The organism is Brevundimonas kwangchunensis (genome assembly GCF_039523815.1).
In the GTDB taxonomy this organism is placed as follows: Bacteria; Pseudomonadota; Alphaproteobacteria; order Caulobacterales; family Caulobacteraceae; genus Brevundimonas; species Brevundimonas kwangchunensis.
On record NZ_BAAAGA010000004.1, the window covers coordinates 122140 to 144185 of the forward strand.

At 68.1% G+C, this 22046-nt stretch carries 27 protein-coding genes; 10 read left to right on the forward strand and 17 right to left on the reverse strand.

Features of this window, described 5'->3' with window-relative positions; all coding sequences use genetic code 11:
- Positions 1-23: 23 nt before the first annotated feature.
- Both spbR and ABDZ95_RS08765 read right to left on the reverse strand, forming a co-directional pair.
- Positions 24-1160 carry a SpbR family protein gene (gene spbR, locus ABDZ95_RS08760; RefSeq protein ID WP_343792766.1) on the reverse strand — a complete coding sequence of 379 codons (1137 nt, stop codon included), beginning with the start codon at positions 1158-1160 and terminating at the stop codon, positions 24-26.
- Between the two features lie 80 nt (positions 1161-1240).
- Positions 1241-2038 (reverse strand): transglycosylase SLT domain-containing protein, encoded by a 798-nt coding sequence (locus tag ABDZ95_RS08765; protein ID WP_343792768.1) that lies wholly within the window; start codon positions 2036-2038, stop codon positions 1241-1243.
- 168 nt (positions 2039-2206) lie between these two features.
- On the opposite strand from ABDZ95_RS08765, the gene ABDZ95_RS08770 reads away from it, so the two are divergent.
- A complete protein-coding gene (locus ABDZ95_RS08770) occupies positions 2207-2944 on the forward strand; it encodes an energy transducer TonB family protein (protein ID WP_343792770.1) in 738 nt (245 codons plus the stop codon).
- Here ABDZ95_RS08770 and ABDZ95_RS08775 read toward each other — a convergent pair whose 3' ends face one another.
- Both ABDZ95_RS08775 and ABDZ95_RS08780 read right to left on the reverse strand, forming a co-directional pair.
- The gene (locus ABDZ95_RS08775) at positions 2945-3952 is read right to left on the reverse strand and encodes an NAD(P)/FAD-dependent oxidoreductase (RefSeq protein ID WP_343792772.1); all 1008 of its coding nucleotides are present in this window, start codon (positions 3950-3952) and stop codon (positions 2945-2947) included.
- An 88-nt stretch (positions 3953-4040) separates the two neighbouring features.
- Positions 4041-5888 (reverse strand): phosphoenolpyruvate carboxykinase (GTP), encoded by a 1848-nt coding sequence (locus ABDZ95_RS08780; RefSeq protein ID WP_343792774.1) that lies wholly within the window; start codon positions 5886-5888, stop codon positions 4041-4043.
- A gap of 203 nt (positions 5889-6091) precedes the next feature.
- Here ABDZ95_RS08780 and ABDZ95_RS08785 point away from each other — a divergent pair, with 203 nt between their 5' ends.
- Together ABDZ95_RS08785 and ABDZ95_RS08790 are read left to right on the forward strand one after the other, a co-directional pair.
- Positions 6092-6724 (forward strand): DUF938 domain-containing protein, encoded by a 633-nt coding sequence (locus ABDZ95_RS08785; RefSeq protein WP_343792776.1) that lies wholly within the window; start codon positions 6092-6094, stop codon positions 6722-6724.
- A gap of 2 nt (positions 6725-6726) precedes the next feature.
- Positions 6727-7488 (forward strand): pseudouridine synthase, encoded by a 762-nt coding sequence (locus tag ABDZ95_RS08790; protein WP_343792778.1) that lies wholly within the window; start codon positions 6727-6729, stop codon positions 7486-7488.
- A gap of 4 nt (positions 7489-7492) precedes the next feature.
- Here the strand turns inward: ABDZ95_RS08790 and ABDZ95_RS08795 are convergent, their stop codons facing one another.
- Positions 7493-8026 carry a dihydrofolate reductase family protein gene (locus tag ABDZ95_RS08795; RefSeq protein ID WP_343792782.1) on the reverse strand — a complete coding sequence of 178 codons (534 nt, stop codon included), beginning with the start codon at positions 8024-8026 and terminating at the stop codon, positions 7493-7495.
- A gap of 13 nt (positions 8027-8039) precedes the next feature.
- Entirely contained in the window at positions 8040-8711 is a 672-nt protein-coding gene (locus ABDZ95_RS08800) for a glutathione S-transferase family protein (protein ID WP_343792784.1), read from the reverse strand.
- Between the two features lie 84 nt (positions 8712-8795).
- On the opposite strand from ABDZ95_RS08800, the gene ABDZ95_RS08805 reads away from it, so the two are divergent.
- Positions 8796-9236, forward strand: a complete 441-nt coding sequence (locus ABDZ95_RS08805; RefSeq protein WP_343792786.1) for a MarR family winged helix-turn-helix transcriptional regulator — start codon at positions 8796-8798, stop codon at positions 9234-9236.
- A gap of 3 nt (positions 9237-9239) precedes the next feature.
- On the opposite strand, the gene ABDZ95_RS08810 is transcribed toward ABDZ95_RS08805, so the two are convergent.
- On the reverse strand, positions 9240-9983 hold the full coding sequence (locus tag ABDZ95_RS08810) for a glutaredoxin family protein (protein ID WP_343792788.1): 744 nt from the start codon (positions 9981-9983) through the stop codon (positions 9240-9242).
- A gap of 68 nt (positions 9984-10051) precedes the next feature.
- Here ABDZ95_RS08810 and ABDZ95_RS08815 point away from each other — a divergent pair, with 68 nt between their 5' ends.
- Both ABDZ95_RS08815 and ABDZ95_RS08820 read left to right on the forward strand, forming a co-directional pair.
- Positions 10052-10441, forward strand: a complete 390-nt coding sequence (locus ABDZ95_RS08815; RefSeq protein WP_343792790.1) for a MerR family transcriptional regulator — start codon at positions 10052-10054, stop codon at positions 10439-10441.
- 156 nt (positions 10442-10597) lie between these two features.
- Entirely contained in the window at positions 10598-11263 is a 666-nt protein-coding gene (locus ABDZ95_RS08820; RefSeq protein ID WP_343792792.1) for a hypothetical protein, read from the forward strand.
- A gap of 119 nt (positions 11264-11382) precedes the next feature.
- On the opposite strand, the gene ABDZ95_RS08825 is transcribed toward ABDZ95_RS08820, so the two are convergent.
- Positions 11383-11706, reverse strand: a complete 324-nt coding sequence (locus tag ABDZ95_RS08825; protein WP_343792794.1) for a low molecular weight protein tyrosine phosphatase family protein — start codon at positions 11704-11706, stop codon at positions 11383-11385.
- Between ABDZ95_RS08825 and ABDZ95_RS08830 the strand changes: the two genes are divergently transcribed.
- Positions 11699-12637 carry a DUF5677 domain-containing protein gene (locus ABDZ95_RS08830; protein WP_343792796.1) on the forward strand — a complete coding sequence of 313 codons (939 nt, stop codon included), beginning with the start codon at positions 11699-11701 and terminating at the stop codon, positions 12635-12637. The two genes, ABDZ95_RS08825 and ABDZ95_RS08830, sit on opposite strands and share 8 nt — an antisense overlap.
- On the opposite strand, the gene ABDZ95_RS08835 is transcribed toward ABDZ95_RS08830, so the two are convergent.
- The 5 genes from ABDZ95_RS08835 to crcB all read right to left on the reverse strand — a co-directional run bounded on the left by ABDZ95_RS08835 (position 12634) and on the right by crcB (position 17206).
- Positions 12634-14166 carry an acyl-CoA carboxylase subunit beta gene (locus ABDZ95_RS08835; RefSeq protein ID WP_343792798.1) on the reverse strand — a complete coding sequence of 511 codons (1533 nt, stop codon included), beginning with the start codon at positions 14164-14166 and terminating at the stop codon, positions 12634-12636. The two genes, ABDZ95_RS08830 and ABDZ95_RS08835, sit on opposite strands and share 4 nt — an antisense overlap.
- Before the next feature lie 184 nt (positions 14167-14350).
- Entirely contained in the window at positions 14351-15115 is a 765-nt protein-coding gene (locus ABDZ95_RS08840) for an ATP12 family chaperone protein (RefSeq protein ID WP_343792800.1), read from the reverse strand.
- A gap of 14 nt (positions 15116-15129) precedes the next feature.
- Positions 15130-15804 carry an HAD-IA family hydrolase gene (locus ABDZ95_RS08845; protein WP_343792802.1) on the reverse strand — a complete coding sequence of 225 codons (675 nt, stop codon included), beginning with the start codon at positions 15802-15804 and terminating at the stop codon, positions 15130-15132.
- Positions 15801-16826, reverse strand: a complete 1026-nt coding sequence (locus ABDZ95_RS08850) for an RluA family pseudouridine synthase (protein WP_343792803.1) — start codon at positions 16824-16826, stop codon at positions 15801-15803. Before ABDZ95_RS08850 ends, ABDZ95_RS08845 begins: the two co-directional genes overlap by 4 nt.
- On the reverse strand, positions 16823-17206 hold the full coding sequence (gene crcB / locus ABDZ95_RS08855) for a fluoride efflux transporter CrcB (protein WP_343792805.1): 384 nt from the start codon (positions 17204-17206) through the stop codon (positions 16823-16825). Before crcB ends, ABDZ95_RS08850 begins: the two co-directional genes overlap by 4 nt.
- Positions 17207-17253: 47 nt before the next feature.
- On the opposite strand from crcB, the gene ABDZ95_RS08860 reads away from it, so the two are divergent.
- The 3 genes from ABDZ95_RS08860 (at position 17254) to ABDZ95_RS08870 (ending at position 19679) form a co-directional block, all read left to right on the forward strand.
- Positions 17254-17655 carry a hypothetical protein gene (locus ABDZ95_RS08860; RefSeq protein ID WP_343792807.1) on the forward strand — a complete coding sequence of 134 codons (402 nt, stop codon included), beginning with the start codon at positions 17254-17256 and terminating at the stop codon, positions 17653-17655.
- A 142-nt stretch (positions 17656-17797) separates the two neighbouring features.
- Positions 17798-19015, forward strand: coding sequence for a hypothetical protein (locus ABDZ95_RS08865; protein ID WP_343792809.1), 1218 nt, complete (start codon positions 17798-17800; stop codon positions 19013-19015).
- Positions 19016-19019: 4 nt separating this feature from the next.
- Complete coding sequence (locus tag ABDZ95_RS08870) at positions 19020-19679, forward strand: hypothetical protein (protein ID WP_343792810.1); 660 nt, start codon at positions 19020-19022, stop codon at positions 19677-19679.
- A 6-nt stretch (positions 19680-19685) separates the two neighbouring features.
- Here ABDZ95_RS08870 and ABDZ95_RS08875 read toward each other — a convergent pair whose 3' ends face one another.
- The 4 genes from ABDZ95_RS08875 to ABDZ95_RS08890 all read right to left on the reverse strand — a co-directional run bounded on the left by ABDZ95_RS08875 (position 19686) and on the right by ABDZ95_RS08890 (position 21998).
- The gene (locus ABDZ95_RS08875) at positions 19686-20183 is read right to left on the reverse strand and encodes a CC0125/CC1285 family lipoprotein (protein WP_343792812.1); all 498 of its coding nucleotides are present in this window, start codon (positions 20181-20183) and stop codon (positions 19686-19688) included.
- A gap of 175 nt (positions 20184-20358) precedes the next feature.
- Positions 20359-21087 carry an RluA family pseudouridine synthase gene (locus ABDZ95_RS08880; RefSeq protein ID WP_343792814.1) on the reverse strand — a complete coding sequence of 243 codons (729 nt, stop codon included), beginning with the start codon at positions 21085-21087 and terminating at the stop codon, positions 20359-20361.
- Positions 21084-21509, reverse strand: coding sequence for a hypothetical protein (locus ABDZ95_RS08885; protein WP_343792816.1), 426 nt, complete (start codon positions 21507-21509; stop codon positions 21084-21086). Before ABDZ95_RS08885 ends, ABDZ95_RS08880 begins: the two co-directional genes overlap by 4 nt.
- A 45-nt stretch (positions 21510-21554) precedes the next feature.
- Positions 21555-21998, reverse strand: a complete 444-nt coding sequence (locus ABDZ95_RS08890) for a hypothetical protein (protein ID WP_343792818.1) — start codon at positions 21996-21998, stop codon at positions 21555-21557.
- Positions 21999-22046 lie beyond the last annotated feature (48 nt).

The window sequence follows — 22046 nt, forward strand, 5'->3', positions numbered from 1 at the left end:
GGCGGGCGTTTTGCTTTTCAGGCTCAGGCCGCGACGGCCGGGTCGTTGGCGGCCGGCAGGCGGTCCAGCCGCTCCATCAGATAGGCCAGATCCTCGCGCGGCGCGTGCGGGCGCTGGGTCAGGAAGCGCTCCAGCATCTGTTCGCGGAACTGCTCAGATGCGGTATCCGCCCCCTCGGCCTGCAATGCACGCCAGGTATCGACGCCGGCGCGGAAGGCCTGGAACAGGCGCGGCGGCAGGCCGGCCCGATCGTAGATCGCGCGCAGCCCCAGCGGTCCGGCGTCGTGGATCATCAGCCAGGCCCGCTGATGCGGCGTCCCTGCCAGTTCGGCCAGCCCGTGCTCGACCAGCGCCATCTGTCCCCGCGCCAGCGCGCGCAGCAGCAATGAGGCCGTCAGCGCCTTGCGAGCGTTCAGATTGGCGACGAACGCCGGGATGTCGGCTTGGGCGGACGCCTGATCGATCAGGTCGACCGTCGCCCGCTCGCGCGCGAAGCTGGCCAGACGGATCGCCGTCTCCGGCGCGACCGCATGGCGGGTCACCAGATGCTCGCGCACCGCGGCCGACGCCAGTTCGATCAGGCGTTCGCTGACGGACAGCGGCAGCACCTGACGATAGGCCAGCGCGGCAACGACCTCGCCCGACTGCCCGAAGCGATCGACGCAGCGTCCCAGCGAGGCTTCGGAGATATCGGCATTGTCGTTGGACGCCAGCGTCCGCACCGCCTGCTCGCAGGCGACATCGGCGACCGCCTCGGCCACGTCACGGCCGACATTGGGACGGGCGGCGACCGCCGTCTGGCGCACGGCCGAACCCGCCTTCACGATCTCGATCAGGTCCTCGTCAGTGAAGGCCGGCGAGAAGTTGATGATCGGCAGGGCCACGCTGTCGACGTCGGCGGCCAGCTTGCGGGCCACGTCGTTGGGAATCAGGTCGGACGCCTTCAGCGTCACCGCCATGGCCCGGCGCACCAGTTCGGCGGCGTCGTTGGCCAGCAGGCGCAGGATCTTCTGCGCCGCGGCGCGATCCTCGTCGTCCAGGTCGATCCGCTCCATGTTCCGGCACAGCTTGTGCGCAGCCGCGGCCCGTTCGTCCTCATCCGAGGACTGGATCAGCCGACGGATGTCGATCTCGGTGAGACGGGCGCGATAGGCGGTCATGGGATGACGCTCGGATTCAGACTGGAACGCACCATTGGTCCGCCATCATTAACGGACGGTTTACCATGCACGGCCGCGCGTCAGACTTCGGCTTTTCCCGGTCCGAAAGCCGCGCCGAAGCCGGTATCGGAATCGCCCTGCCCCAGCAGGAGAGACAGCAGGCTCTGATCCTGTTTCAGGCGGTCCAGCCGCGCGGCCAGCATCTGATCCCGCTCTGACAGTAAGGGCGCAGCAGGCTGGGCCAACAGCGACCCCGAGCCGCTGGCCGGCGCGCCGCTGCCCGCCGAGCGCTGCAGGTTGGCATGCACCTCGGCCACCGTCGCCGGACGGCCGTCGCGATAGAAGATCGGCCGGTTGGCCGCCGCGGCCTCCGGGAAGATCGAGGCGGCGCTGACGCCCGGCCGGCGATCCATCGCCTCCATCAGCTGAGCCGCGCCTGCGGGTCCCAGGAAGTGGGCGGCGTACAGATCGCCCGCGCCCGGCTCGCGCCCCGTACGTCCCCGCAGATAGGCTGCGTTCTGGGCCGTCAGCTCGCCCGCCATCACCGACGCCGCCTGGGCGTCGTAGCGCAGATCCAGCACCACGTTGCGCGCCGAGCCCTCGACCCGCCAACGTCCGTCGTTCCCGCGATAGATCAGGTCGGCGTACTGGCCGTAGCCGTGCTTCGCCCCGTGGCTCTTCAGCGTCGCCAGCCAGGTCTGCTCGATGAACTGGAACAGGCCGGCGGCGGACGAGGTCCGCGCGCGCGCGGCCGGGTTCATCGCGCTTTCGCGACGCGCAGTGCGCACGAGGAAGTCGGCGTCCACCCCGGTCGCGCTGGACGCACGACGAATGGCCGCCTCTACCCCGCCCGACGATGGAATCGCGCCGATGGTCATAATCGTTAACGGTCGTAGAGTCTGGTTAACGAAACCCTAAAGGGGTTTTCCTGCAACACTCAGGGCTGTGCGCAATCCGGGCGCAACCTTGCCGTAAACCCGCCGTAACGGCCGCGCTTGCTTTCCCTCAGGGAAGCTGCGGGGGCAGCAGACAGAGGGAAGACGGCCATGATGATGAAAACTGCGGGCGGCCCCGGACTGGTTAGCCCCTTCGACTTCAACGAGCGGCGCAACAAGCGTTCCGCACGCACCACCTGGATCGCGATCGGCCTGGTCGCCGCCGCCCATGCGGCGGTCGGCGTGGTCCTGTACCATCAGCGATACGAGCTGACGGCTCCGGCCGAAAGGCCCGAGGGACCGCCGCCGATCGTGCTGACCTTCACCCCGCCCCCGCCGAAGCCGACGGTCGAGGAGCCGAAGCCCGCCGCCGCCAATCCGCCGATCCATCGGCCGGTTCAGGCGCCTCCGGCATCGGTCGACACCGTGCCTGTGGTCATCAACGACAACGCCCAGCCGACCACCGGCCCCGTCATCTCCCTGACCCAGCCGGTCGAGAACCCGGTCGACAACGCGCCGCCGGCGGCAGCGCCCAACCCGCCGCCGGCGCGCGTGATCACCAACCCGAGCTGGAGCCGGCAGCCCAACGCCGATCAGATGATGCGGGCCTATCCGACGCGCGCGCTGAACGCCGGCCGTTCGGGATCGGTGGTCCTGAACTGCCTGATCGACGCCAGCGGCAGTGTGGCGGGCTGCAACATCGTCAGCGAGACCCCGTCGGGCGACGGCTTCGGCCGCGCCGCCCAGCAGCTCTCGCGCTTCTTCCGCATCAATCCGCGGACCGTCGATGGCGCAGCGGAAGGCTCGCGGGTGACGATCGCCCTGCGCTTCGTCCCGCCGGCGGAGTGATCAGGCGAACCTGAGCGGGTCGAGGGCGGGTGTGTCCGGCAAGGACGCCTCGCCCTCGATTCCGTCGGCCACGATGCGGCCGACCATCGGCCCCAGCAGCCAGCCGTTGCGGCGCGGCGCCAACCCCAGATGCAGGCCCGGCACGCCCGCCGGACCCGCCATCGGCAGGCCGTCTGCGGTCGCACCCCGAACGCCCACGCGCGGCTCTCCCGCCACGCCCTCGCAACCCAGCAGGGTCAGTACCCCCTCGGCCTGCCGTTGCGCGGTGTCGGTGTCGGGCGCCGTTGAGCGGTCATCGAACTCCATCGTCGCCCCGGCCAGCGCGCCGTCACCCGTCGGCGCGGCATACAGACCCGGCACGCGGATCACCTGTGCGGGCTTGAGGCATCGCACGGGCGTCAGTTGCCCCCGGATCGGACGAATGGCCGAGATCAGGCGCTCGACGTTCTCCGGCAACCCCTCAAGCGCAGCCGCCGCGCCCGTCGCGATCACCACCGTCGGCGCGCGCCATTGACGACCATCGTCCGCCTCAAGCAGCCAGTTCTCGCCCTCGCGCCGGATCGAGGCGATCTGCGCCGTATGCCGGACCACGCCGGGCAGGCCCGACAAGCGGGCAAGGGATTTGATCGCGTCCACGCGCCAATCGTCGGGCGCGAACACGCCTTCCCCCCGCCGTTCAGCCGTGAAGCCGAGATCGGTCAGTCGCAAAAGGTCGGCGTCAGGGTCCGGCCCGCGCCACTCCGCGCCCTCGCGGTACAGGTCGAGCCCATTCCGCCCGGCGAACTCCGGCCACAGGTCGCGCCCGCGCGCCAGCAGGGCCGCATGCGCCGGCGACAGGTCGTCGATGAGGCTTTCCAGCGCCGGGGCGATCATGCCCGCGGCCGCTGCCGAGGCGTTCGCACCGCCCGGATCCAGCACCGTCACCGACCGTCCGCGCGCGGCCAGTTCGGCGGCGGCGCAGAGGCCCAGCACGCCGGCGCCGACAACGATCACATCAGGGGAAGACACGGCGGGTCAAATCGACCCGCCGGCCTCTTTTTGCAAGGGGCGCTAACGCTCGCGACGCGGTCGCTCGCTGCTTGAGCGCCGCAAGACCCTATTCGGCCGCGATGGCCGCGGCGCGGCGGGCGTCGATGCGTGCGGTCAGGGCCGCGTGCTGGTCCCACAGGGCCTTGGGCAGGCGGTCGCCGAACTTCTCGTAGAAGGCCGGGATCAGCGCGGCTTCCTCGGCCCAGACCTCGGCGTCGACGTCCAGCAGGGTCGACAGGTCGGCGTCGGTCAGCGACAGGCCGGCCAGGTCCAGCGCCTCGGCGGAGGGCACGCGGCCGACCGGGGTGTCGACGGCGGTCGCTTCACCGTCCAGACGCTCCGAGATCCACTTCAGCACGCGGGCGTTGTCGCCGAAGCCCGGCCACACGAACTTGCCGTCCTCATTCTTGCGGAACCAGTTGACGAAGTAGAGGCGCGGCAGCTTGGCGGCGTCTGTCTTGCCACCCATCGACAGCCAGTGGGCGAAGTAGTCGCCCATGTTGTAGCCGCAGAAGGGCAGCATCGCGAACGGGTCGCGGCGCAGCTCGCCGATGGCGTTCTCGGCGGCGGCGGTGCCTTCCGAGGCGACCGACGAGCCCATGAACACCCCGTGCTCCCAGTCGAAGGCTTCCGTCACCAGCGGCACGGCCGAGGCGCGGCGGCCGCCGAACAGGATGGCGTCGATCGGCACGCCCTTCGGGTCTTCCCACTCCGGCGCGATGGTCGGGCACTGGTGGGCCGGGGCGGCGAAACGGGCGTTCGGGTGAGCGGCCGGCTCGCCCGAGGCGACGTCGTGGGCCGCGCCCTTCCAGGTCGTCAGGCCTTCCGGGGCCTCCTTCGACAGACCTTCCCACCAGACGTCGTTGTCGGCGGTCAGGGCCGTGTTGGTGAAGACGGTGTTCGAGGCCAGCGTCGCCAAGGCGTTCTGGTTGGTGTTGCGGCTGGTGCCCGGGGCCACGCCGAAGAAGCCGGCTTCCGGGTTCACGGCGTACAGACGGCCGTCGTCGCCGAAACGCATCCAGGCGATATCGTCGCCGATGGTCTCCGCCTTCCAGCCTTCCAGCGTCGGCTGGAGCATGGCCAGGTTGGTCTTGCCGCAGGCCGACGGGAAGGCGGCGGCGACGTACTTCACGCGGCCCTTCGGATCGGTCAGCTTGAGGATCAGCATGTGCTCGGCCAGCCAGCCCTCGTCGCGGGCCATGACCGAGGCGATGCGCAGGGCGTAGCATTTCTTGCCCAGCAGGGCGTTGCCGCCGTAGCCCGAGCCGTAGGACCAGATCTCGCGGGTCTCGGGATAGTGGACGATCCACTTGTCGTCGTTGCAGGGCCACGGCACGTCGGCCTGACCCTCGGCCAGCGGCGCGCCCAGCGTATGGACCGCCGGCACGAACTCGCCGTCGACGCCCAGCACGTCCAGCGCCGGCTTGCCCATGCGGGTCATGATGCCCATCGACACGGCGACATAGCCGCTGTCGGTGATCTCGACGCCCAGGGCGCTGATCTTCGAGCCCAGCGGGCCCATCGAGAACGGCACGACATACATGGTCCGGCCGGCCATGCAGCCGTCGAACAGGCCGTTCATGCGTGTGCGCATCTCGACCGGATCAGCCCAGTTGTTGGTCGGGCCGGCGTCGATCTCATTGGCCGGGCAGATGAAGGTGCGACTCTCGACGCGGGCGACATCGCGCGGGTCCGAGGCGGCATAGTAGCAGCCGGGGCGCTTGGTCTGATCCAGTTCCCGCAGCGTGCCCTTTGCGATCAGGTCAGCGACGATCGAGGCTTTCTCGGCCTCCGAGCCGTCGCACCAGTGGACGCGGGCGGGCTTCGTCAGGGCGGCGATCTGCTCGACCCAGGCGACGAGGCCGGCGTGGTTCGTGGGGGCCGGGTGCAGGCCCGGGATGGCGGAAACCGTCACTGTCACTCTCCTGAACGCGCCCGGCGATCTGCGCCGCCGTGGCATTCTCCCTTTGCGCAACATCACGCAATGTTTCAGCCGGAATGGCCCGAAGCGTCCGCAACGTCAACCGACGCAACTTTCAACCTCTCGCGAGCGGGCCGATGGACCCGCCCTGCACATTTCCATTCGCGAACGGACCGTCTCCGGGGTATCGGGCGGGCATGCAGACGATGGACCCGATCCGGCCGACTCCCGAAGGCGCCCTCGCCTCGCCCTCGACGGCGCGGAACACGCAGCCGATCCTCGATGTCCTGAAGGCACACATGCCCGCGAAGGGCCGGGTTCTGGAGATCGCCAGCGGCGCCGGCGAACACGCCCTCGCCTTTGCTACCGCCCTTCCGGGTCTGGAATGGACGCCCAGCGATCCCTCGCCCGAGGCCCGCGCCAGCATTGCCGCCTGGGCCGCACAGGGCCCCGCCAACCTGCAGCCCGCCCTCGCCCTCGACATGACCGACGAGGCGACCTGGCCGACCGATCCTGTCGACGCCGTGGTTTGCATCAACATGGTCCACATCAGCCCGTGGTCGGCGACCGAGGGCCTGATGCGGCTGGCCGGACGGACACTGCGCCGCCCCGGCGGCCTGCTGGTCCTGTACGGCCCCTGGCGCGAGGCTGAGGTCGAGCTGGCCCCGTCCAACGCCGCCTTCGACCAGAGCCTGAAGAGCCGCAACCCCGAATGGGGCCTGCGGGACCGCGACGCGGTCGCCGCAGCAGCGAAGGCCGAAGGGCTGGCCCTGACCCTGCGAATCGGGATGCCGGCCAACAACCTGATGCTTCTGTTCCGGACGGTCTGACGATGGCGTGGACGAAGACCTATGACGGCGTCGAGCCGGTGCGGATCAACAAATGGCTGGGCCAGTCGGGTGTCTGCTCCCGGCGGGAGGCCGACGCCCTGATCGCCGACGGCCTTGTCTCCATCGACGGCGAGGTCGTCCGCGACGCCGGCCGCAAGCTGGAGACAGGCCAGACCCTGACCCTGAACGACCGCGCCACCGCCGCTCTGGCCGAGGGCCAGACGCTCGTGCTGCACAAGCCGGTCGGCTACGTCTCGGGCCAGCCGGAGCCCGGGAAAATCCCCGCCGCGCGCCTGCTGAACATGGCCAACCGCATCGGCGAGGGCGAGCCGCCCGGCCGCGCCGTCCTGCCACCGATCGGCCGTCTGGACGAGGACTCCCGCGGCCTGCTTCTGCTGTCCTCGGACGGCGTCGTGGCCAAGGCGGTGATCGGGCCGCAGTCCGACCTCGACAAGGAATACCTCGTCCGCGTCGGCGGCCAGGTAACCGAGGGCAAGCTGTCGAAGCTGCGCCACGGGCTGGAGCTGGACGGCCGTCAACTCAAACCAGCTCGCGTGACGCAGATGGAGCCCCAACGCCTCCGTTTCGTCCTGAAGGAAGGCCGCAACCGCCAGATCCGCCGCATGTGCGAACTGGTCGGGCTGGAGGTCGCCGACCTGCTGCGCATCCGCATCGGCCCGCTCAACCTCGGCGACCTGCCCGAAGGCCGCTGGCGCCATCTGACGCCGGACGAGCGGGATCAGTTGATCAAGGGCGCCGGCTGAGACCTCACGCCGGCACGCAGGTCAGCCGCACCGCCTCCGCCCCGATCCGCTCGTTCCCCGTCACCTTCAGCGGCGGACGCGCGCCGGTGAAGAAGGGCGCGCCCTGCCCCAGCACCACCGGATGTATGTAGAGCCGGTACTCGTCGATCAGGCCCAGCTCCGTCAGGCTGGCCGCCAGCACCGGCCCGCCGACATGGATCTCGCCGTCGAACTCGTCCCGGATCCGGCGCACCGCCGCCTCCAGCCCGTCCGAAATCAGCGTCACGCCCGGCCCCACTTCGGTCAGGGTGCGCGACACCACCCATTTGCGCTCATTGCGCCAAACCTCGGCGAACGCCCGATGATCGGCTTCCCATGCCGGATCGTCCTGCTCCCAGTAGCGCATGATCTCGTACAGCTTGCGGCCGTAGATGGAGCCGGTCCCCTCGCGCACAACCTCGATCCAGTGCCGGAACAGCTCCGGATCGGGCGCGACCTTGTCGTGATCGACATAGCCGTCCAGCGACACGTTCATGTCGTAGATCAGTCGGGCGGCCATGGTCCGCTCCCCGTTACGACGCGGCCAGTTCCGGCTTGGCCGCCTCGGCCTCGCGGAACGGCTTCAGCTGATCCTCCAGCGCCCGTTTGAACGCCGGCCGGGCCTCGGCGCGGGCGACATAGGCGGCCAGCGCCGGGAAGTCGGCGACGATGTCCGTGTGGCGCAGGTCGCGCAGCACATGGGTCATCAGGATGTCGGCGGCGCTGAACCGGTCGTTGGCGAACCACCGGCGCTCGCCCAGAGCCGTCTGCAGATCGCCAAGCCGCTTGCGCAGCATGGCCTCGACCTCGGGACGCCTCTCCTTCGCCCACGCCTTGTCAGCGTTGAACAGATCGATGATCGCCAACTCGGCCACGAACGGCTCCACGCTGTTCATCGCCGCGAACAGCCAGGTCGTGACCATGGCCCGCCCCGCATCATCTGCCGGCATCAGCTGGTCCGAGTTCTGTGCGATCCACAGCACGATGGCGCCGCTCTCGAACATCTCGACCTTGCCGTCACTGTAGGCCGGCACCTGTCCGAACGGCTGCAGCGCGCGATAGGCCGGCGTCGCCTGATCCTCAAAGCCGATCAGCTGGTCGTCATAGCCCAGCCCCGCCTCCTCCAGCGCCCAGCGCACCCGAATGTCGCGCACCGAGCCCTGCGCAAACGACGGGACCCATTTGAAGGCGGTGACCTTGATCATCGGGGACGCTCCTCACGCGTTCTGGCGGTCGCTGTCCGCGCCGCTCGTGTTGACAGATAGTTTGATATCAACGTAATTGAAGCCATGTCAAACGTCCCGGCCGCCTTTGCGACTACCCTGCACATTCGCGACAACTGCCTGTGCCTGCAAGCCCAGCGGGCGGCCCGGGCCCTGTCGCGGCGGTTCGACGAGGCGTTCCGGCCCTATGGGATCACCAGCGGCCAGTTCTCCCTGATGAACGGCCTGAACCGGCCCGAGCCGCCAACCATCGGCGCGGTGGCCAGCCTGCTGGCCATGGACCGCTCGACCGTCACGGCAAATCTCAAGCCGCTGGAACGTGCCGGGCTGGTGACGATCGCTGTCGACGCCGAAGACCGACGCGGTCGCCGCGTGGGCCTGACCGTCGCCGGCCGCGACCTGCTGGCCCGCGCGACGCCGGTGTGGATCTCCGAGCACGCGGCCATCGAGGCCGAACTGCCCGCCGATGCGGACGCCCTCAGGGCCGGCCTGCGCGCCGTCGCCTGACGGTCAGTGCATGACGGCCAGCATCCAGACCGCCATCCCGACCATCATCAGGTTCTCGGTCAGGCTGACGAAGCCCAGCGGCACGTTCGACGCCCCGCCGACGCAGGCGCATTTGAGCTCGCGTTTGTCGACATAGACCGCCTTGAACACCGACACCGCCCCGATGCCGCCGATGATCAGGGCCATCGGCGCCGAAAGCCAGGTCAGCACCCCCGCCAGCATCAGCACCCCGGCCCCCAGCTCGGCGAACGGATAGATGTAGCCATAGGGCGGCCACCGCTGCGCCAGCAGGTCGTAGTTCAGGAACATGGTCGAGAACCGCTCGACGTCCTGCAGCTTCAGCATCGCCAGCAGACACATGGCGATCGAGATGAAGGCGGGCGGCAGGCTGTAAAGGACATAGCCCTCCATCCACCACACCACGACGAGGGCCAGCAGCAGGGCCACGGCGAACACCGCCAGCACGGGCACATAGCTGGTCGCCCCGGCCTCGGGCACGCGCTGGCCGAAGTGGCGACGCAGGTCGTCATAGCCGCCGATGCGGCCGCCATCGATGAAGGTCTGGGGCGTGGTCTTCACCCCGTGTTCGGCCTTGAAGGCGTCGACCTCGGGCCGCGTCGTCAGATGCCGGTCCTCGACCGCGAACCCCTTGCGCTTCAGCAGCCACAGCGCCTTTCGCCCATAGGGACAAACGTGGTCGGGCATGACCATGCGGTACAGGACGGCGGATTTTTGCGGCTGCGACACGGCGGCTCTCCTTGCCCGGAAGCGGACCTGCCCCATGTAGGGTCCGGACCATGGTACGGAGTCAAGACATGCCCGACATGACCATCGCCCGACTGGCCGAGGCCGGCGGCGTCGGCGTGGAGACCATCCGCTACTACCAGCGCCGCGGCCTGCTGCGCACGCCCTCGCGCCCCGACGGCGGGGTCCGCCGCTACGAACCCGACGACGCCCGCCGCCTCCGCTTCATCCGCTCCGCCCAGTCCGCCGGCTTCACCCTCGACCAGATCGCCGAACTCCTGTCGCTGGACGCTGGCGAGGACCGGTCCCGCGCCCGCGCCTTGGCCGAGGTCCGTCTGAGCGAGCTGGACGCCCGGATCGCCGAGCTGGAAGCCGCCCGGACTTCCTTACGCAAACTCGCCGGGGCGTGCTCGGCGTCGGACACAGGACCGTGCCCTATCCTCGAGGCCTTCGAGGGGTAGCAACCCCTCCGTCTCGCCGCGCAAGCGCGCCGAGCCACCTTACCCCTCCACCGAAGGTGGGGAGGGGGACCGCCGGCGAAGCCGGGGGTGGAGGGGTCCAGAAACGCAGAGACCGTTCACCGTTCCGCGCTAGTCTCCCCCAACGGAGGCCGCCCCATGAACGTCCTGACGATCCTGCGCTCGGTGGAGGAACTGCTCTACGAGGTCATGTCGTGGCTGCTGTTCTATCCGCGCACCCTGGTGATGACGCTGCGCCATCCGCTGCGGACCATGCGCTATTCGGACAGCGAGCAGCGCGACAAGCCGGACAAGCAGTATCTGGAGACGTTGAGCCCGCCACTGTTTCTGGTGCTCAGCATCCTGCTGGCCCACGGCATCGAGCTGGCGGCCGGGTTCGGGGTCGAGCGGCACGCCAGCGAGGTCAGCCGGCTGATCACCGCCAGCGACCAGAACCTGCTGATCTTCCGCGCCCTGATGTTCAGCCTGCACCCGCTGGTCTTCGCCTGGGCGTGGTTGAAGCTGTCCGGCCACAAGGTCGACCGCGACACCCTGCGCCCGCCCTTCTTCGCCCAGTGCTACCTGTCCGGCGCGACATCCATTCTGGTCAGCCTCGGCTCCATGGGCGTCCGGGATACGGCGCTGTGGACCACGGTCGCGGGCGTGGTGGTCGTGCTTGCGGCCACCGGCTGGTACATCGGCATCCAGCGCCTGTGGCTGATGGGCGTGCCGGGGATGACCCAAGGCAAGGCCTGGGCCTGGGCCGCCGGCCTGTTCGTGGCGACGACAGGTCTGGTGGTCCTGGGGAATGCGCTGGTGGAGTAACCCCTCCGTCTCGCCGGCTGCGCCGCCGAGCCACCTCCCCACTCCGTGGAGAGGTGAACGCGCGCCTCACCTCTCCACCGAAGGTGGGGAGGGGGACCGCGCGAAGCGTGGTGGAGGGGTCAGCCCAGCACCGCCCCCACCTTCCGCTCCAGCAGCGCCACCAGTTCCGGCTGCATGAAGGCGTAGTCGTCGGGGATGTCGAGGCAGATGACGCGCGCCCGCTTCAGATGCGCCCCGAACCGCCGCTTCAGCTTCGTCCGGTGCGTCTTCTCCATGACGAAGATGATGTCGGCCCACTCCACCAGCTCCGCCGAACACTCCTCCTCCGCATCCGGCGCCAGCCCGGCGGACGCCGTCTCGACGCCGGGATACGAGGCGAAGACCTGCTCGGCCGTGGGCGAGCGCAGGCGGTTGCGGGAGCAGAGGAAGAGGAGGTTGGTCATTAGACCGCTGCGTGTAAGCGTAAGCATTCAAACTTACGAGGTGGATGTGGAGCAGCCTTCAAAGCATGAGGTTTATCGTGACCAGGGCCGGACAGTGTTGCGGCTCCAGTGTCGGGCCCTCGACGCGCTCATCAGCGACATAGCCACCGCCTACGACATCGCCCCGAACGACTTTGATCGCGTTACCATCTGGATGCTGCAAGCCATTGGCGTGTCCGCCAATAGCATCCTCAGGCTTACAGAAGCCGTCGATATGTCGATCCGAGATTGCTTTGGTATCGCAAGATCAGCTGCTGAGACTGCTGTGAACGTCTCCTACATCGCGGCAGGCGGCGCCGAGCTTTCCGATAGGGCGATGCGTCACCTTCGACAAAAGCGTTGGCGGGATCTCAAAAGAGTTGCCCAAATGGGCGACCAGCGGATCGTCGTCGAGCGGCATTTGGAGGCTCAGGTAAGCGACTTTCCGGGCCTACAAGACGCGATTGATGAGTTCACGAATCGCAATGGGCAAGAGGTTCGAGACTGGACGCCAGACAACATTCAGAAACGGATTTCGTTGGTAGGAACTAAGTCGAAACTAGCTGCCGAGGCTCTCTCGGGAGCAATTTTTACCATATATCGACCGTCGTCCGAGTTGCTCCATGGAAGCTTCTACGGGGTGAACTATTTTTGGCGGGGTAGCTTCGAAAGACCTGTCTTGGGCCACGAAGAATTCGAGCGTTTGTGGACTTTCGACCACTTCGTGACGTTGCTTTCGTCTGTCTTCTTCGGAATTCGGGGAGCGGTTGAAGTCGTTGCACTGCAACGAGGCTTGGAAGGGCATCGCGCCCATCAAGCAGAGTTAGGACAACTTCTGGCAGACCTATCGCGTCGAATGGCTGAAGATGAGCCAAGCCCAGATCACTCTTTCACACCCGAAGAGCGCCTTTAAAGCGGAATATTATCGTGCTTCTTCCACGGATTATCCTGCTGCTTGTTCTTCAGCGTCCGTAGCGCCTTGATCAGCCTCCGCCGCGTGCCGTGCGGCATGATCACGTCGTCGATGTAGCCCAGGCCGGCCGCCACGAACGGATTGGCGAAGCGGTCCTTGTATTCGGCCTCGCGCGCCGCCAGCGCCTCGGGGTCGCCGGCTTCCTTGCGGAAGATGATCTCGACCGCGCCCTTGGCGCCCATGACGGCGATCTCGGCCGAGGGCCAGGCGTAGTTGACGTCGCCGCGCAGGTGTTTGGAGCTCATGACGTCATAGGCGCCGCCATAGGCCTTGCGGGTGATGACGGTCAGCTTGGGCACCGTGGCCTCGGCATAGGCGAACAGCAGCTTGGCGCCGTGCTTGATCAGGGCGCCGTATTCCTGACGGGTGCCGGGCATGAAGCCGGGCACGTCGACCAGGGTCACCAGCGGGATATCGAAGGCGTCGCAGAAGCGCACGAAACGCGCGGCCTTGCGGCTGGAATCGATGTCCAGAACGCCGGCCAGCACCTGCGGCTGGTTGGCGACGACGCCCACGGTCTGGCCGTCGAGGCGGCCGAAGCCGGTGACTATATTCTTCGCGAAATCGGCGCCGATCTCGAAGAACTCGGCCTCGTCGACCGTCTTCAGGATCAGCTCCTTCATGTCGTAGGGCTGGTTCGGATTGGCCGGGACCAGGGTGTCCAGCGAGGCCTCGTCCCGCTCGGGGTCGTCGTAGCTGTCGCGCACCGGCGGCTTCTCGCGGTTCGACAGGGGCAGGAAGCCGATCAGGCGGCGGACCTCCGACAGGGCCTCCAGATCGTTCTCGAATGCGCCGTCAGACACGCCCGACTTCTTGGTGTGGACCGAGGCGCCGCCCAGATCCTCGTGGCTGACGACCTCGTTGGTGACCGTCTTCACCACGTCCGGGCCGGTCACGTACATATACGACGTGTCCTTCACCATGAAGATGAAGTCGGTGATGGCCGGCGAATAGACGTCGCCGCCGGCGCACGGGCCCATGATGACGCTGATCTGGGGGATGACGCCCGAGGCGAGCGTGTTCTGCAGGAAGATGTCGGCATAGCCGGCGAGGCTCTCGACGCCCTCCTGGATGCGGGCGCCGCCGGCGTCGAACAGGCCGATGATCGGCGCGCCGTTGGTCAGGGCCATCTTCTGCAGCTTGACGATCTTGGCCGCGTGGGCGCCCGACAGGGAGCCGCCGAAGACGGTGAAGTCCTTCGAGAACACATAGACCAGACGCCCGCCGATCGTGCCGCGGCCGGTGACCACGCCGTCGCCCGGAATGCGCTGCTTCTCCATGCCGAAGTCGTGGGAGCGATGCTCCACGAACATGTCGGTCTCCTCGAAGGAGCCCTCGTCCAGCAGGACCTCGATCCGCTCGCGCGCGGTCAGCTTGCCCTTGGCGTGCTGGGCCTCGATCCGCTTTTCACCACCGCCGAGACGGGCGGCCGCGCGGCGGGCTTCGAGCTTGTCGAGGATGTCTTGCATGGGGCGTCTCCTTGAAGGGCGAGGCTTAAGGAGACGCGGGGTCGGTGGCAAGGTACCCCTCACCCCTCCACCCCCGGCGGTCCCCCTCCCAACCTTCGGTGGAGAGGTGATTGGTCGCGTTCACCTCTCCACGCAGCCGGGAGGTGGCTCGACGGCGATCAGCCGGCGAGACGGAGGGGTCCGGTCAGCTCAGCTCCAAAGCCCTGAACCACCGATCCACCAGCATCGCCTCGGCCCTCCGCGCCGCCGTCCGTGCCGCATTCTCCTCGTCGACGCCCCACTGGCCTTCCTGGAAGGCCTCTTCCAGCCGGGACAGATCGAACGCCGCCTCTCCCGACAGCGCCCCGCGCTGCACCGCCAGCCCCAGCACGGCCGAGCCCAGCAGGGGCACGGCGGTCGCCAGCCCGGTCAGGGCGAAGTCGTCCAGCTCCAGCGCCAGCTCGCGCACGCGGGCGACGGCGGCGGGGTCCTGCGCCCGGTGCACGATGCCCTCGACCGGCTCCAGCGGCACACCCAGATCGCGGGCCCAGTCGCGCCACGGCGACCACTCCCGCGCCTGCTGCTCGACCAGCGGCGTCGGAAACTCGGCCAGATAGCAAAGCGCATCAGAGCCGGCGTAGGCGGCGATCTCGTCGGCGACGGGCTCGCGCGTCTGGCTGACGCGGTCGATGGCGGTGGAGGCCAGACGGGTCGCCGGCATGGTCCCGGGTTCGATGAACTCGCCCTGCGCGGCCCATTCCTCGGCCACCAGCCGCGCGGCGGCCTCGGTGGGCAGAACCAGTTTCGCATGGGCCGGCGTCTTCGGCGTGCGGCCGTCCAGGGTGACAGCCCAGCCACCCTCCCCTTCGACCACGTCGACCGTTTTCCAGAAACGCTTCAGCCGCTCCTCGGACTCGCGAAAGCCCTTGCGGGCGGCGACCATGGGATCCAGCGGGGGGATGTGGCTCATCGGGTTTCTCGTCTTCAGGCGGCGCGCATGCGGGCGAAGCCGTCCAGCACCACGTCCAGTTCGCCGAAGCTCTTCGCGACATGGCGCGCGCCGCCGGCGATCTGTTCCTCGGGCGTGTGAAAGCCCCAGGCGACGCCCAACGGCAGGACGCCGGCGTTGACCGCCATCAGGGCGTCATGGGCGGTGTCGCCGATCATCACCGTCGAGGTCGGTTCCGCGTCGCAGGCGGCCATGGCGGCCAGCAGCATGGCCGGATCCGGCTTGCCCGGCCCGTCCTCGGCGCAGTGACTGGAGATAAACAGGTCGGCCCAGCCCTCGCGCGCCAGATTTCGAGCGACGCCACGCCGGTTCTGACCGGTGGCGATGGCCAGACGCCAGCCGTCGCGGTGCAGCCGGCGCAGATGGTCGATGGCGCCGTCGTAGAGCGGCTCCTCGTGCCCCTCGGCGTACATGCGGTTGAAGCTGGCCCGGAAGCCGGCGACGAACCGCGCCAGCCCGTCCGCATCCAGCCCGGGCTCCAGCACCGCCATCGCATGCTCCAGCGACAGGCCGACGATCATGCGAACCCGGTCATATTCCGGCTCGGGCAGCCCCATGTCGCGCGCCGCGTCGCACGCCGCCCGATGGATCGAGGCCCGGCTGTCGACGAGGGTCCCGTCGATGTCGAACACCGCGAGGGGGCGGGTCATCTTTGCCGCCTCACGCCCTCGAACGGATCCTCGCCGTCGCCCTCGTGCGGGTCGAAGCCGAAGTGGGCCAGCCCGGCCTTCATCTCGGGGCTCAGCGGCGCCTCAACGATCAGCTTGCCGCCCCTGGGATGATCCAGCTCGATGCGCCGCGCATGCAACTGCAGCTTCAGCGGACCCGAAAGCTCGCGGGACTTGTCGTCGCCGTATTTCGGATCGCCGAGGATCGGATGGCCGATGCCCGCCATATGGGCGCGCAGCTGGTGGGTCCGACCGGTGAACGGTCGCAGCGCCATCCAGGCGGCGCGGTGTGCGGCCCGGCTGATGGTGGCGAACGCCGTCTCGGCCGGCTCGGCGCGCGGGTCCTTGCGGTCCGCCGGGCGCATCATCTCGAAGTCGTTGATGCCGGTCTTCTTCAACGGCATGTCGATCTGGCCCGCCGACGGCTTGGGATTGCCGATGACGATGGCCCAGTAGGTCTTCTTCGCCTGACGCCGCGCGAAAGCGCCCGCCAGCCGCTTGGCCGCCTCCGGCCCCTTGCCCAGCAGCAGCACGCCCGAAGTGTCGCGGTCGAGCCGGTGCACCAGGCGCGGCCGGTCCATCCCCTCGCCCCAGGCGCCCAGCAGGCGGTCGACGTGGCGGCTGGTCTTGGTGCCGCCCTGCACGGCCAGACCGTGCGGCTTGTTGATGGCGATGACCATGTCGTCCTCGTACAGGACGAGTGACTTGGCGAAGGCGATGTCGCGCTCAGTGAGCGTATGGGCGTCGCCCGCCTGCCGCGAGGTGTCGTCCGGGATCGGCGGCACGCGCACGGCGGCGCCGGCGGTCAGACGTCCCTCAGGCTTGATCCGGGCGCCGTCGACGCGGATCTGGCCGCTGCGGGCCATCTTCTGCACCTGGATGTTCGACAGGTGCGGCCAGCGCCGGCGGAACCAGCGATCCAGCCGGATGCCGTCCTCGGCCTCGGCCACATAGATGGTCTGAACCTCGCGCTTGGGCGCGTCGGCGGATTTCTCGTCGGTCACAGTGCGGCTCCGAAAGCGCGGCGGGCCAGCATCAGGCCGAGGAACAGGGCGGCGATGGACAGCACCACCGAGGCGGCGACATAGCCGGACGCCAGGGCGAATTCACGGCGCTCGATCATCAGCGCCGCCTCCAGGGAGAAGGCCGAGAAAGTGGTGAAGCCGCCCAGCACGCCGACGGCGGCGAACAGGCGGATGTTCTCGCCCCCTGCCCCGCCCCGGAACGCCAGCCAGCCGGTCAGCAGGCCCATCGCCAGCCCCCCGACCACATTGACCGCCAGCGTCCCCCACGGCCATGCCCCGGCCGGCAGCAGTCTTCCCAGCCCGTAGCGGGCCATGGCGCCGAGCGCGCCCCCGGCTGCAACAATGAGAAAACGTGTCATGTTGCGGGGCTTATAGCGCCGATTGCGACATTGCGAAGGGAGCGCGCATGACCGGTGTTTCGCAGTGGGCTTGCGTGGCGGCCGGTCTCTGGCTGATCGGGCTGGGCGTCTGGATGGGGCTGCGCCCTCGACAGGCCCTGGCCGTTCTCGCCGCCATGGGCAGCAGCCCGCCCATCCATTTCGGTGAAATGGCCGTCCGGGCCGGGGTTGGCGCAGCGATCATGGGCGCCGCATCGGTGTCCCGCGCGCCGTTGATCCTGACCGTATTCGGCGCATTCCTGATCGTCTCGGCGTGCGTGCTGGCGCTCCTGCCCCGACGTTGGCACTCAACCTATTCGCGCTGGTGGGCGGCGCGCATCCCCGTGACGACCGTGCGCCTGATCTCGCCCCTGTCGGTGATCGGCGGCGCGGTCCTGATCTGGGCCGCGCGACCCCCATGGCTCTCCTGACCGAAACTTCACTTGCCGCAGCACAGGGTTAACGGCGATAGCTGAACCGTGGCGCTTCGCGTCATGAGAGAACGCCGTCCTCCGGACCGCGCGATCTGCCATAGTGCCGGGTGAAGCCCGATTCAGAGGACCGCCGACGCGCATGTCGCACGACGATCATCACCACGCCCCGCCGCCTCAGCCCCACGCCCCGCACGGTCACGGCGCTCATGACGGCGGCCATGGCGGCCACGGTCACGACCAGCGGCTGCAGCCGGCCAATCCGCCGCCCCCGGGCGCGTCGGACCACGCCGAGCGCGTCGCGCCCCAGCCGACCTCGCACACGGCCGCCACGCCCCTGCGCAGCGCCGACGGCATCCTGCGTCCCATTCAGGACAGCGAGTATTTCTCCTACGACCCGGCCTCGGTGGCCGCGGTCTCCTCGCACATCGACGAGTATTTCAACCAGCCGCTCGACCTCTTCCCCTTCTGGGAGAGCGAGGGCAAGCCGGACCGCTTCCACGTCCTGTTCAGCCGGCAGATCGAGGAACGCTTCCCGGTCGACAGCGACCTGCGCAAGCACATCCACGACTACGGCCGCCGCGTCTTCAAGGCGCTGGTGGTCCACGTCTCGGTCAAGCGCCTGAGCCAGGCGCTGGCCATGATCGCCTTCACCCTGCTGGCGACGCTTGGACCGACGTGGTTCACGACCTGGACGGGCTCGGCCCCGATCGGCCTGGGCCTCGCCTTCGGCGCCATGCTGGCGACGGTCGGCGTCTTCTGGGCCGCGCAGGCGATCCTGTTCACCCAGTACCGGTTCCAGCTGGAGAACGACTCCTACGAGCTGTCGCGCGAGATCGTTCAGCGCACCCGCGAGCTGCAGAACCTGTTCACCTCCGCCCGCGCCATGGCCGACCAGGCCGAGACGCAATACCAGATGGACGGCAAGGGCTGGGGCCAGCGCGCCCTGTATCTGACCCGCCTGACCATGTGGATCGGCGCGCGGATGGAGTACCTCGAGAAATACGTCCAGATGGAGCTGTGGCGCATCCGCCGCGAGCGCTACTGGATGCGCTGGGCTCAACGCATCTTCACCCCGCTGGTGCTGATCGTCTGGCTGGCGCTGTTCGCGCTTGAGCCCGCGCCGCAGGACGCCGCCGCCTTCCGTGTGCTGCAGGGCGTCGCCATCCTGCTGGGCGTTCTGGTCAGCTGGCTGTCCTACTTCCGCTGGCGCACCCCGGTCGCCGCCGTCCAGGACAAGCTCGGCGTCGAGGGCTGGGTCCGCTACGCCTCGCTGGACGTCGACAACGCCGTCGCCGACCAGGTCCGCCGCGACAAGGAACGTCTGGTCGAGTACCGGGCGCTAACGCGGGGTAGGTAGCCTCGTGCTTCAGGTCATACTCGGCGCGGACGATCATACGGCTGCTGAAGGCGCTTATGCGAGAGCTCTCAAGGCTCGCAAATGGTTGTTCTTAGCGGCTGGAGCCGGATCGATCCTAGCATTTGATCTGTATAGCGCAGACCAAGCAAGCCAACTGCTGAAGTTTATAACTCTTCCAGAGTGGTTCTTGGAGAGAGCATTCGGCTTCGCGCTCCTCTATCTCGTCACTCAATACAGCCTACTCCTCTTTCAAGTCCGGACGGTTTACGACTTGGAACTACAGGAGCGCTTCGCTGCAAAACTGATGGCTGAGCGTGAGGTTGCACTCGCCGCAGTCACCGGTGGTCAGTCAAATGTCGCCGCCCAAAGACGCGAAATTGACCGACTAGAACGAGCATTTTTCCGTGATCGGGAAAACGCCGACGATCCTCGCGGCGCGCGATCACATTTCGAAACCCAAATGGAATCGCACCATTGGAATTTACGAAACGCGGAGGAAGGCCTCAGCGAAGCTCAGACGCGCTATGATAGTCTTGACGAAAGAGACCCCGCCAAGCGCGGCAGGTTTGTTTGGACCGAACGATGGATAGACCGCGTTAGGCTAGTCGTCCCACTCATTATCTCGGCGCTGGTTCTAGCCTTGCTCGTATTTGACCAGTTCTAGGGTCCCTCAGCGCAGATTGTCCTGCACCGACCGCGCGTCATAGGCGTCCGGGCGGTCGGGGCGACGGCCATTGCCCATCACCACCTCAAGCGTGGTCGAGGTCGCCGACGGTCCGCTGAAGTTCAGGCCGACGCCGACGCCAACGCCCGATCCCGAATAGCTGCCGTACCGGCTCGAACCGCGGCTGGAACCGTAGCCAACGCCGACGCTGGGACGCACGCCGCCGGCGCTGTCCGGGCGGCCGTCGGTCCAGCGCTGGGTGACCTCGAACCAGTCATAGCCTTGCGAGGTCGTCAGCTGGGCTGCGCGCAGCAGGGCGTAATCCGCCACCGGCCCGGGCGCGCCGACGCCGTTGTAGGTCACGCGGTAGCGGTTGGATTCGATCCGCTGCTCGGCATAGCCCTGCCCGCCCGGCGAGGTCTGGGCTCCGTATGGCGACAGGCTGGCGCAGGCGGCGAGGCTCAGGCCGGCCACGGCGATCAGGGGAAGGGTCAGGCGCTTCATGGCGTTAACTCCGTGTGCTTGAGAAAGCGTCGCGGCGGCGGGAGAGTTCCTGAAACCCCTCCACCATGCTCCGCATGGTCCCCCTCCCCGCTACGTGGAGAAGTGAAACACCGCCTCACCTCTCCATCGAAGATGGGGAGGTGGCTCGACGCGCTTGCGCGGCGAGACGGAGGGGTCACCCCAGCCCCGCCGCCACCTTCAACGCTTCGAAATCCTCCGGAACCGGCGCCTCGACGGTGCGATATCCGCCCTCCGGATGCGGGAACACCAGCTTCGCCGCATGCAGCATCAGCCGCGGCGCAGCCTTGCCCGCGAACGTCAGCGCCCCGCCATACCGCGCGTCGCCAGCCATGGGGCGACCGATCGACGCCATGTGCACCCGAAGCTGGTGCATGCGCCCCGTAGCGGGATCCAGCTCGACCAGCGCCCCGTCTTCCGACTTCGCCAGGGTCCGGTACCGGCTCAGCGCCGCCTGCGCCCCCGGCGTGTCGGCGGTGACGGCGCGCATATAGCTCTCGCGCCCGACCTCCTGCCGCAGCAGGGGCGTCTCGACGGTCCCCGCCGCAGGCTCCGGCGCGGCGGACAGCAGGGCGAGATAGGTTTTCCTGAATCGCTTGGCCTGCAGCGCCTTGCCGAGGAATCCCGCCGCCGGCTTGGTCTTGGCGGCCAGGATCACGCCCGAGGTGTCGCGATCCAGCCGGTGCACCAGCTCGGGCCGCTTGCCGTTCGAGCGCATGAAGGCCCACAGCAGGTCATCCAGCGTATGCGCCTTGATCCGCCCGCCCTGACTGGACAGGCCGGACGGCTTGTTCAGGACGAGGACGTGGGGATCCTCCAGCAGGACCCACGACCGGACGGCAGCGATCTCGTCCTCGGTCAGGTTGACGGGCTGGCGGTCGCTCACGCCGCCGGGCGCGTCTTCGGCGTCCAGCGGATGCGGCCCGAGCGGGCGATCAGGCCCGTGATGATACCCACGACGATGCCCAGTCCAGGCCCGATGATCACGGTGTTGATCAGGATGCGGTGCGCCGCGACGACATTGCCGCCGAACTGGTTCTCCAGATTGGCGGACAGGCGGGCGTTCAGGTGCACGGCCCAGGCCATCAGGATGATCGCCAGACCACCGGCCAGAAGCGCGCGGGCGCGGCCCAACGGGGCCAGCAGGAAGACGATGGCGGCGGCATAGCTGGCCATGGCGACCATCTCGGTCGCCTGCCCGGCCCCGACGCCCAGCCGGTGGCCGAGGGCCATCTGGATCAGCACGCCGAAGCCGATCAGGCAGGCGGCGGCGAGAATGAGGGTCAGGCGGGGCGCGGTCACGGTCATGCCGCGAGGCTTACCAACGAACCGCGCGCCGCCCAAGCCGTCAGTTCAGCGCAGAACGCCCTTCCTCTTCATGCTCCAGGCGTACCAGAGCAGGAACAGGGCGATCACCATGATGACGAACGGCATATAGCCCATCATCTCCATCCCGGCCGGAGGCGGCGGAGGCGGGTTGATCGCCTTGCCGTAGATCAGGCTGATCAGCGCGCCCAGCACCGAGGCCGCGAAGGCCCAGACCGCCAGTTTGTTGCGCATCAGCAGCAGGATCGAGCCGAGAACCGCACCCCAGACCCCAAGGATCCACGGCCCGTACATCCAGTTCGGCATGGCCATGAAGTAGTCGATCATGGCCTGATCGAAGCCCGCCTCGCGCATATAGGCCTCGCCGCGCGTGGTGGTCTGGATGAAGTCGAATGCGCCGAAACCGTTCCACAGAAGCGAAACCACGCCCACGACCCACAGGTGCCAAGGCGTCTTTACCGTCATGCTCATTGTTCCCTCCCCGGAGATACAGGGCGGACAATGGCAAAGCTGCGTGGG

What these genes read in the sequence shown, in the direction of transcription:
- ABDZ95_RS08825 (WP_343792794.1), bottom strand. Translation starts at nt 11,706, where the DNA reads ATGACCAACCTCCTCTTCCTCTGCTCCCGCAACCGCCTGCGCTCGCCC.
- ABDZ95_RS08785 (WP_343792776.1), top strand. Translation starts at nt 6,092, where the DNA reads ATGCAGACGATGGACCCGATCCGGCCGACTCCCGAAGGCGCCCTCGCC.
- ABDZ95_RS08890 (WP_343792818.1), bottom strand. Translation starts at nt 21,998, where the DNA reads ATGAGCATGACGGTAAAGACGCCTTGGCACCTGTGGGTCGTGGGCGTG.
- ABDZ95_RS08815 (WP_343792790.1), top strand. Translation starts at nt 10,052, where the DNA reads ATGCCCGACATGACCATCGCCCGACTGGCCGAGGCCGGCGGCGTCGGC.
- ABDZ95_RS08805 (WP_343792786.1), top strand. Translation starts at nt 8,796, where the DNA reads ATGTCAAACGTCCCGGCCGCCTTTGCGACTACCCTGCACATTCGCGAC.
- ABDZ95_RS08840 (WP_343792800.1), bottom strand. Translation starts at nt 15,115, where the DNA reads ATGAGCCACATCCCCCCGCTGGATCCCATGGTCGCCGCCCGCAAGGGC.
- ABDZ95_RS08765 (WP_343792768.1), bottom strand. Translation starts at nt 2,038, where the DNA reads ATGACCATCGGCGCGATTCCATCGTCGGGCGGGGTAGAGGCGGCCATT.
- spbR (WP_343792766.1), bottom strand. Translation starts at nt 1,160, where the DNA reads ATGACCGCCTATCGCGCCCGTCTCACCGAGATCGACATCCGTCGGCTG.
- crcB (WP_343792805.1), bottom strand. Translation starts at nt 17,206, where the DNA reads ATGACACGTTTTCTCATTGTTGCAGCCGGGGGCGCGCTCGGCGCCATG.
- ABDZ95_RS08875 (WP_343792812.1), bottom strand. Translation starts at nt 20,183, where the DNA reads ATGAAGCGCCTGACCCTTCCCCTGATCGCCGTGGCCGGCCTGAGCCTC.
- ABDZ95_RS08835 (WP_343792798.1), bottom strand. Translation starts at nt 14,166, where the DNA reads ATGCAAGACATCCTCGACAAGCTCGAAGCCCGCCGCGCGGCCGCCCGT.
- ABDZ95_RS08885 (WP_343792816.1), bottom strand. Translation starts at nt 21,509, where the DNA reads ATGACCGTGACCGCGCCCCGCCTGACCCTCATTCTCGCCGCCGCCTGC.
- ABDZ95_RS08820 (WP_343792792.1), top strand. Translation starts at nt 10,598, where the DNA reads ATGAACGTCCTGACGATCCTGCGCTCGGTGGAGGAACTGCTCTACGAG.
- ABDZ95_RS08860 (WP_343792807.1), top strand. Translation starts at nt 17,254, where the DNA reads ATGACCGGTGTTTCGCAGTGGGCTTGCGTGGCGGCCGGTCTCTGGCTG.
- ABDZ95_RS08795 (WP_343792782.1), bottom strand. Translation starts at nt 8,026, where the DNA reads ATGGCCGCCCGACTGATCTACGACATGAACGTGTCGCTGGACGGCTAT.
- ABDZ95_RS08770 (WP_343792770.1), top strand. Translation starts at nt 2,207, where the DNA reads ATGATGATGAAAACTGCGGGCGGCCCCGGACTGGTTAGCCCCTTCGAC.
- ABDZ95_RS08845 (WP_343792802.1), bottom strand. Translation starts at nt 15,804, where the DNA reads ATGACCCGCCCCCTCGCGGTGTTCGACATCGACGGGACCCTCGTCGAC.
- ABDZ95_RS08865 (WP_343792809.1), top strand. Translation starts at nt 17,798, where the DNA reads ATGTCGCACGACGATCATCACCACGCCCCGCCGCCTCAGCCCCACGCC.
- ABDZ95_RS08790 (WP_343792778.1), top strand. Translation starts at nt 6,727, where the DNA reads ATGGCGTGGACGAAGACCTATGACGGCGTCGAGCCGGTGCGGATCAAC.
- ABDZ95_RS08800 (WP_343792784.1), bottom strand. Translation starts at nt 8,711, where the DNA reads ATGATCAAGGTCACCGCCTTCAAATGGGTCCCGTCGTTTGCGCAGGGC.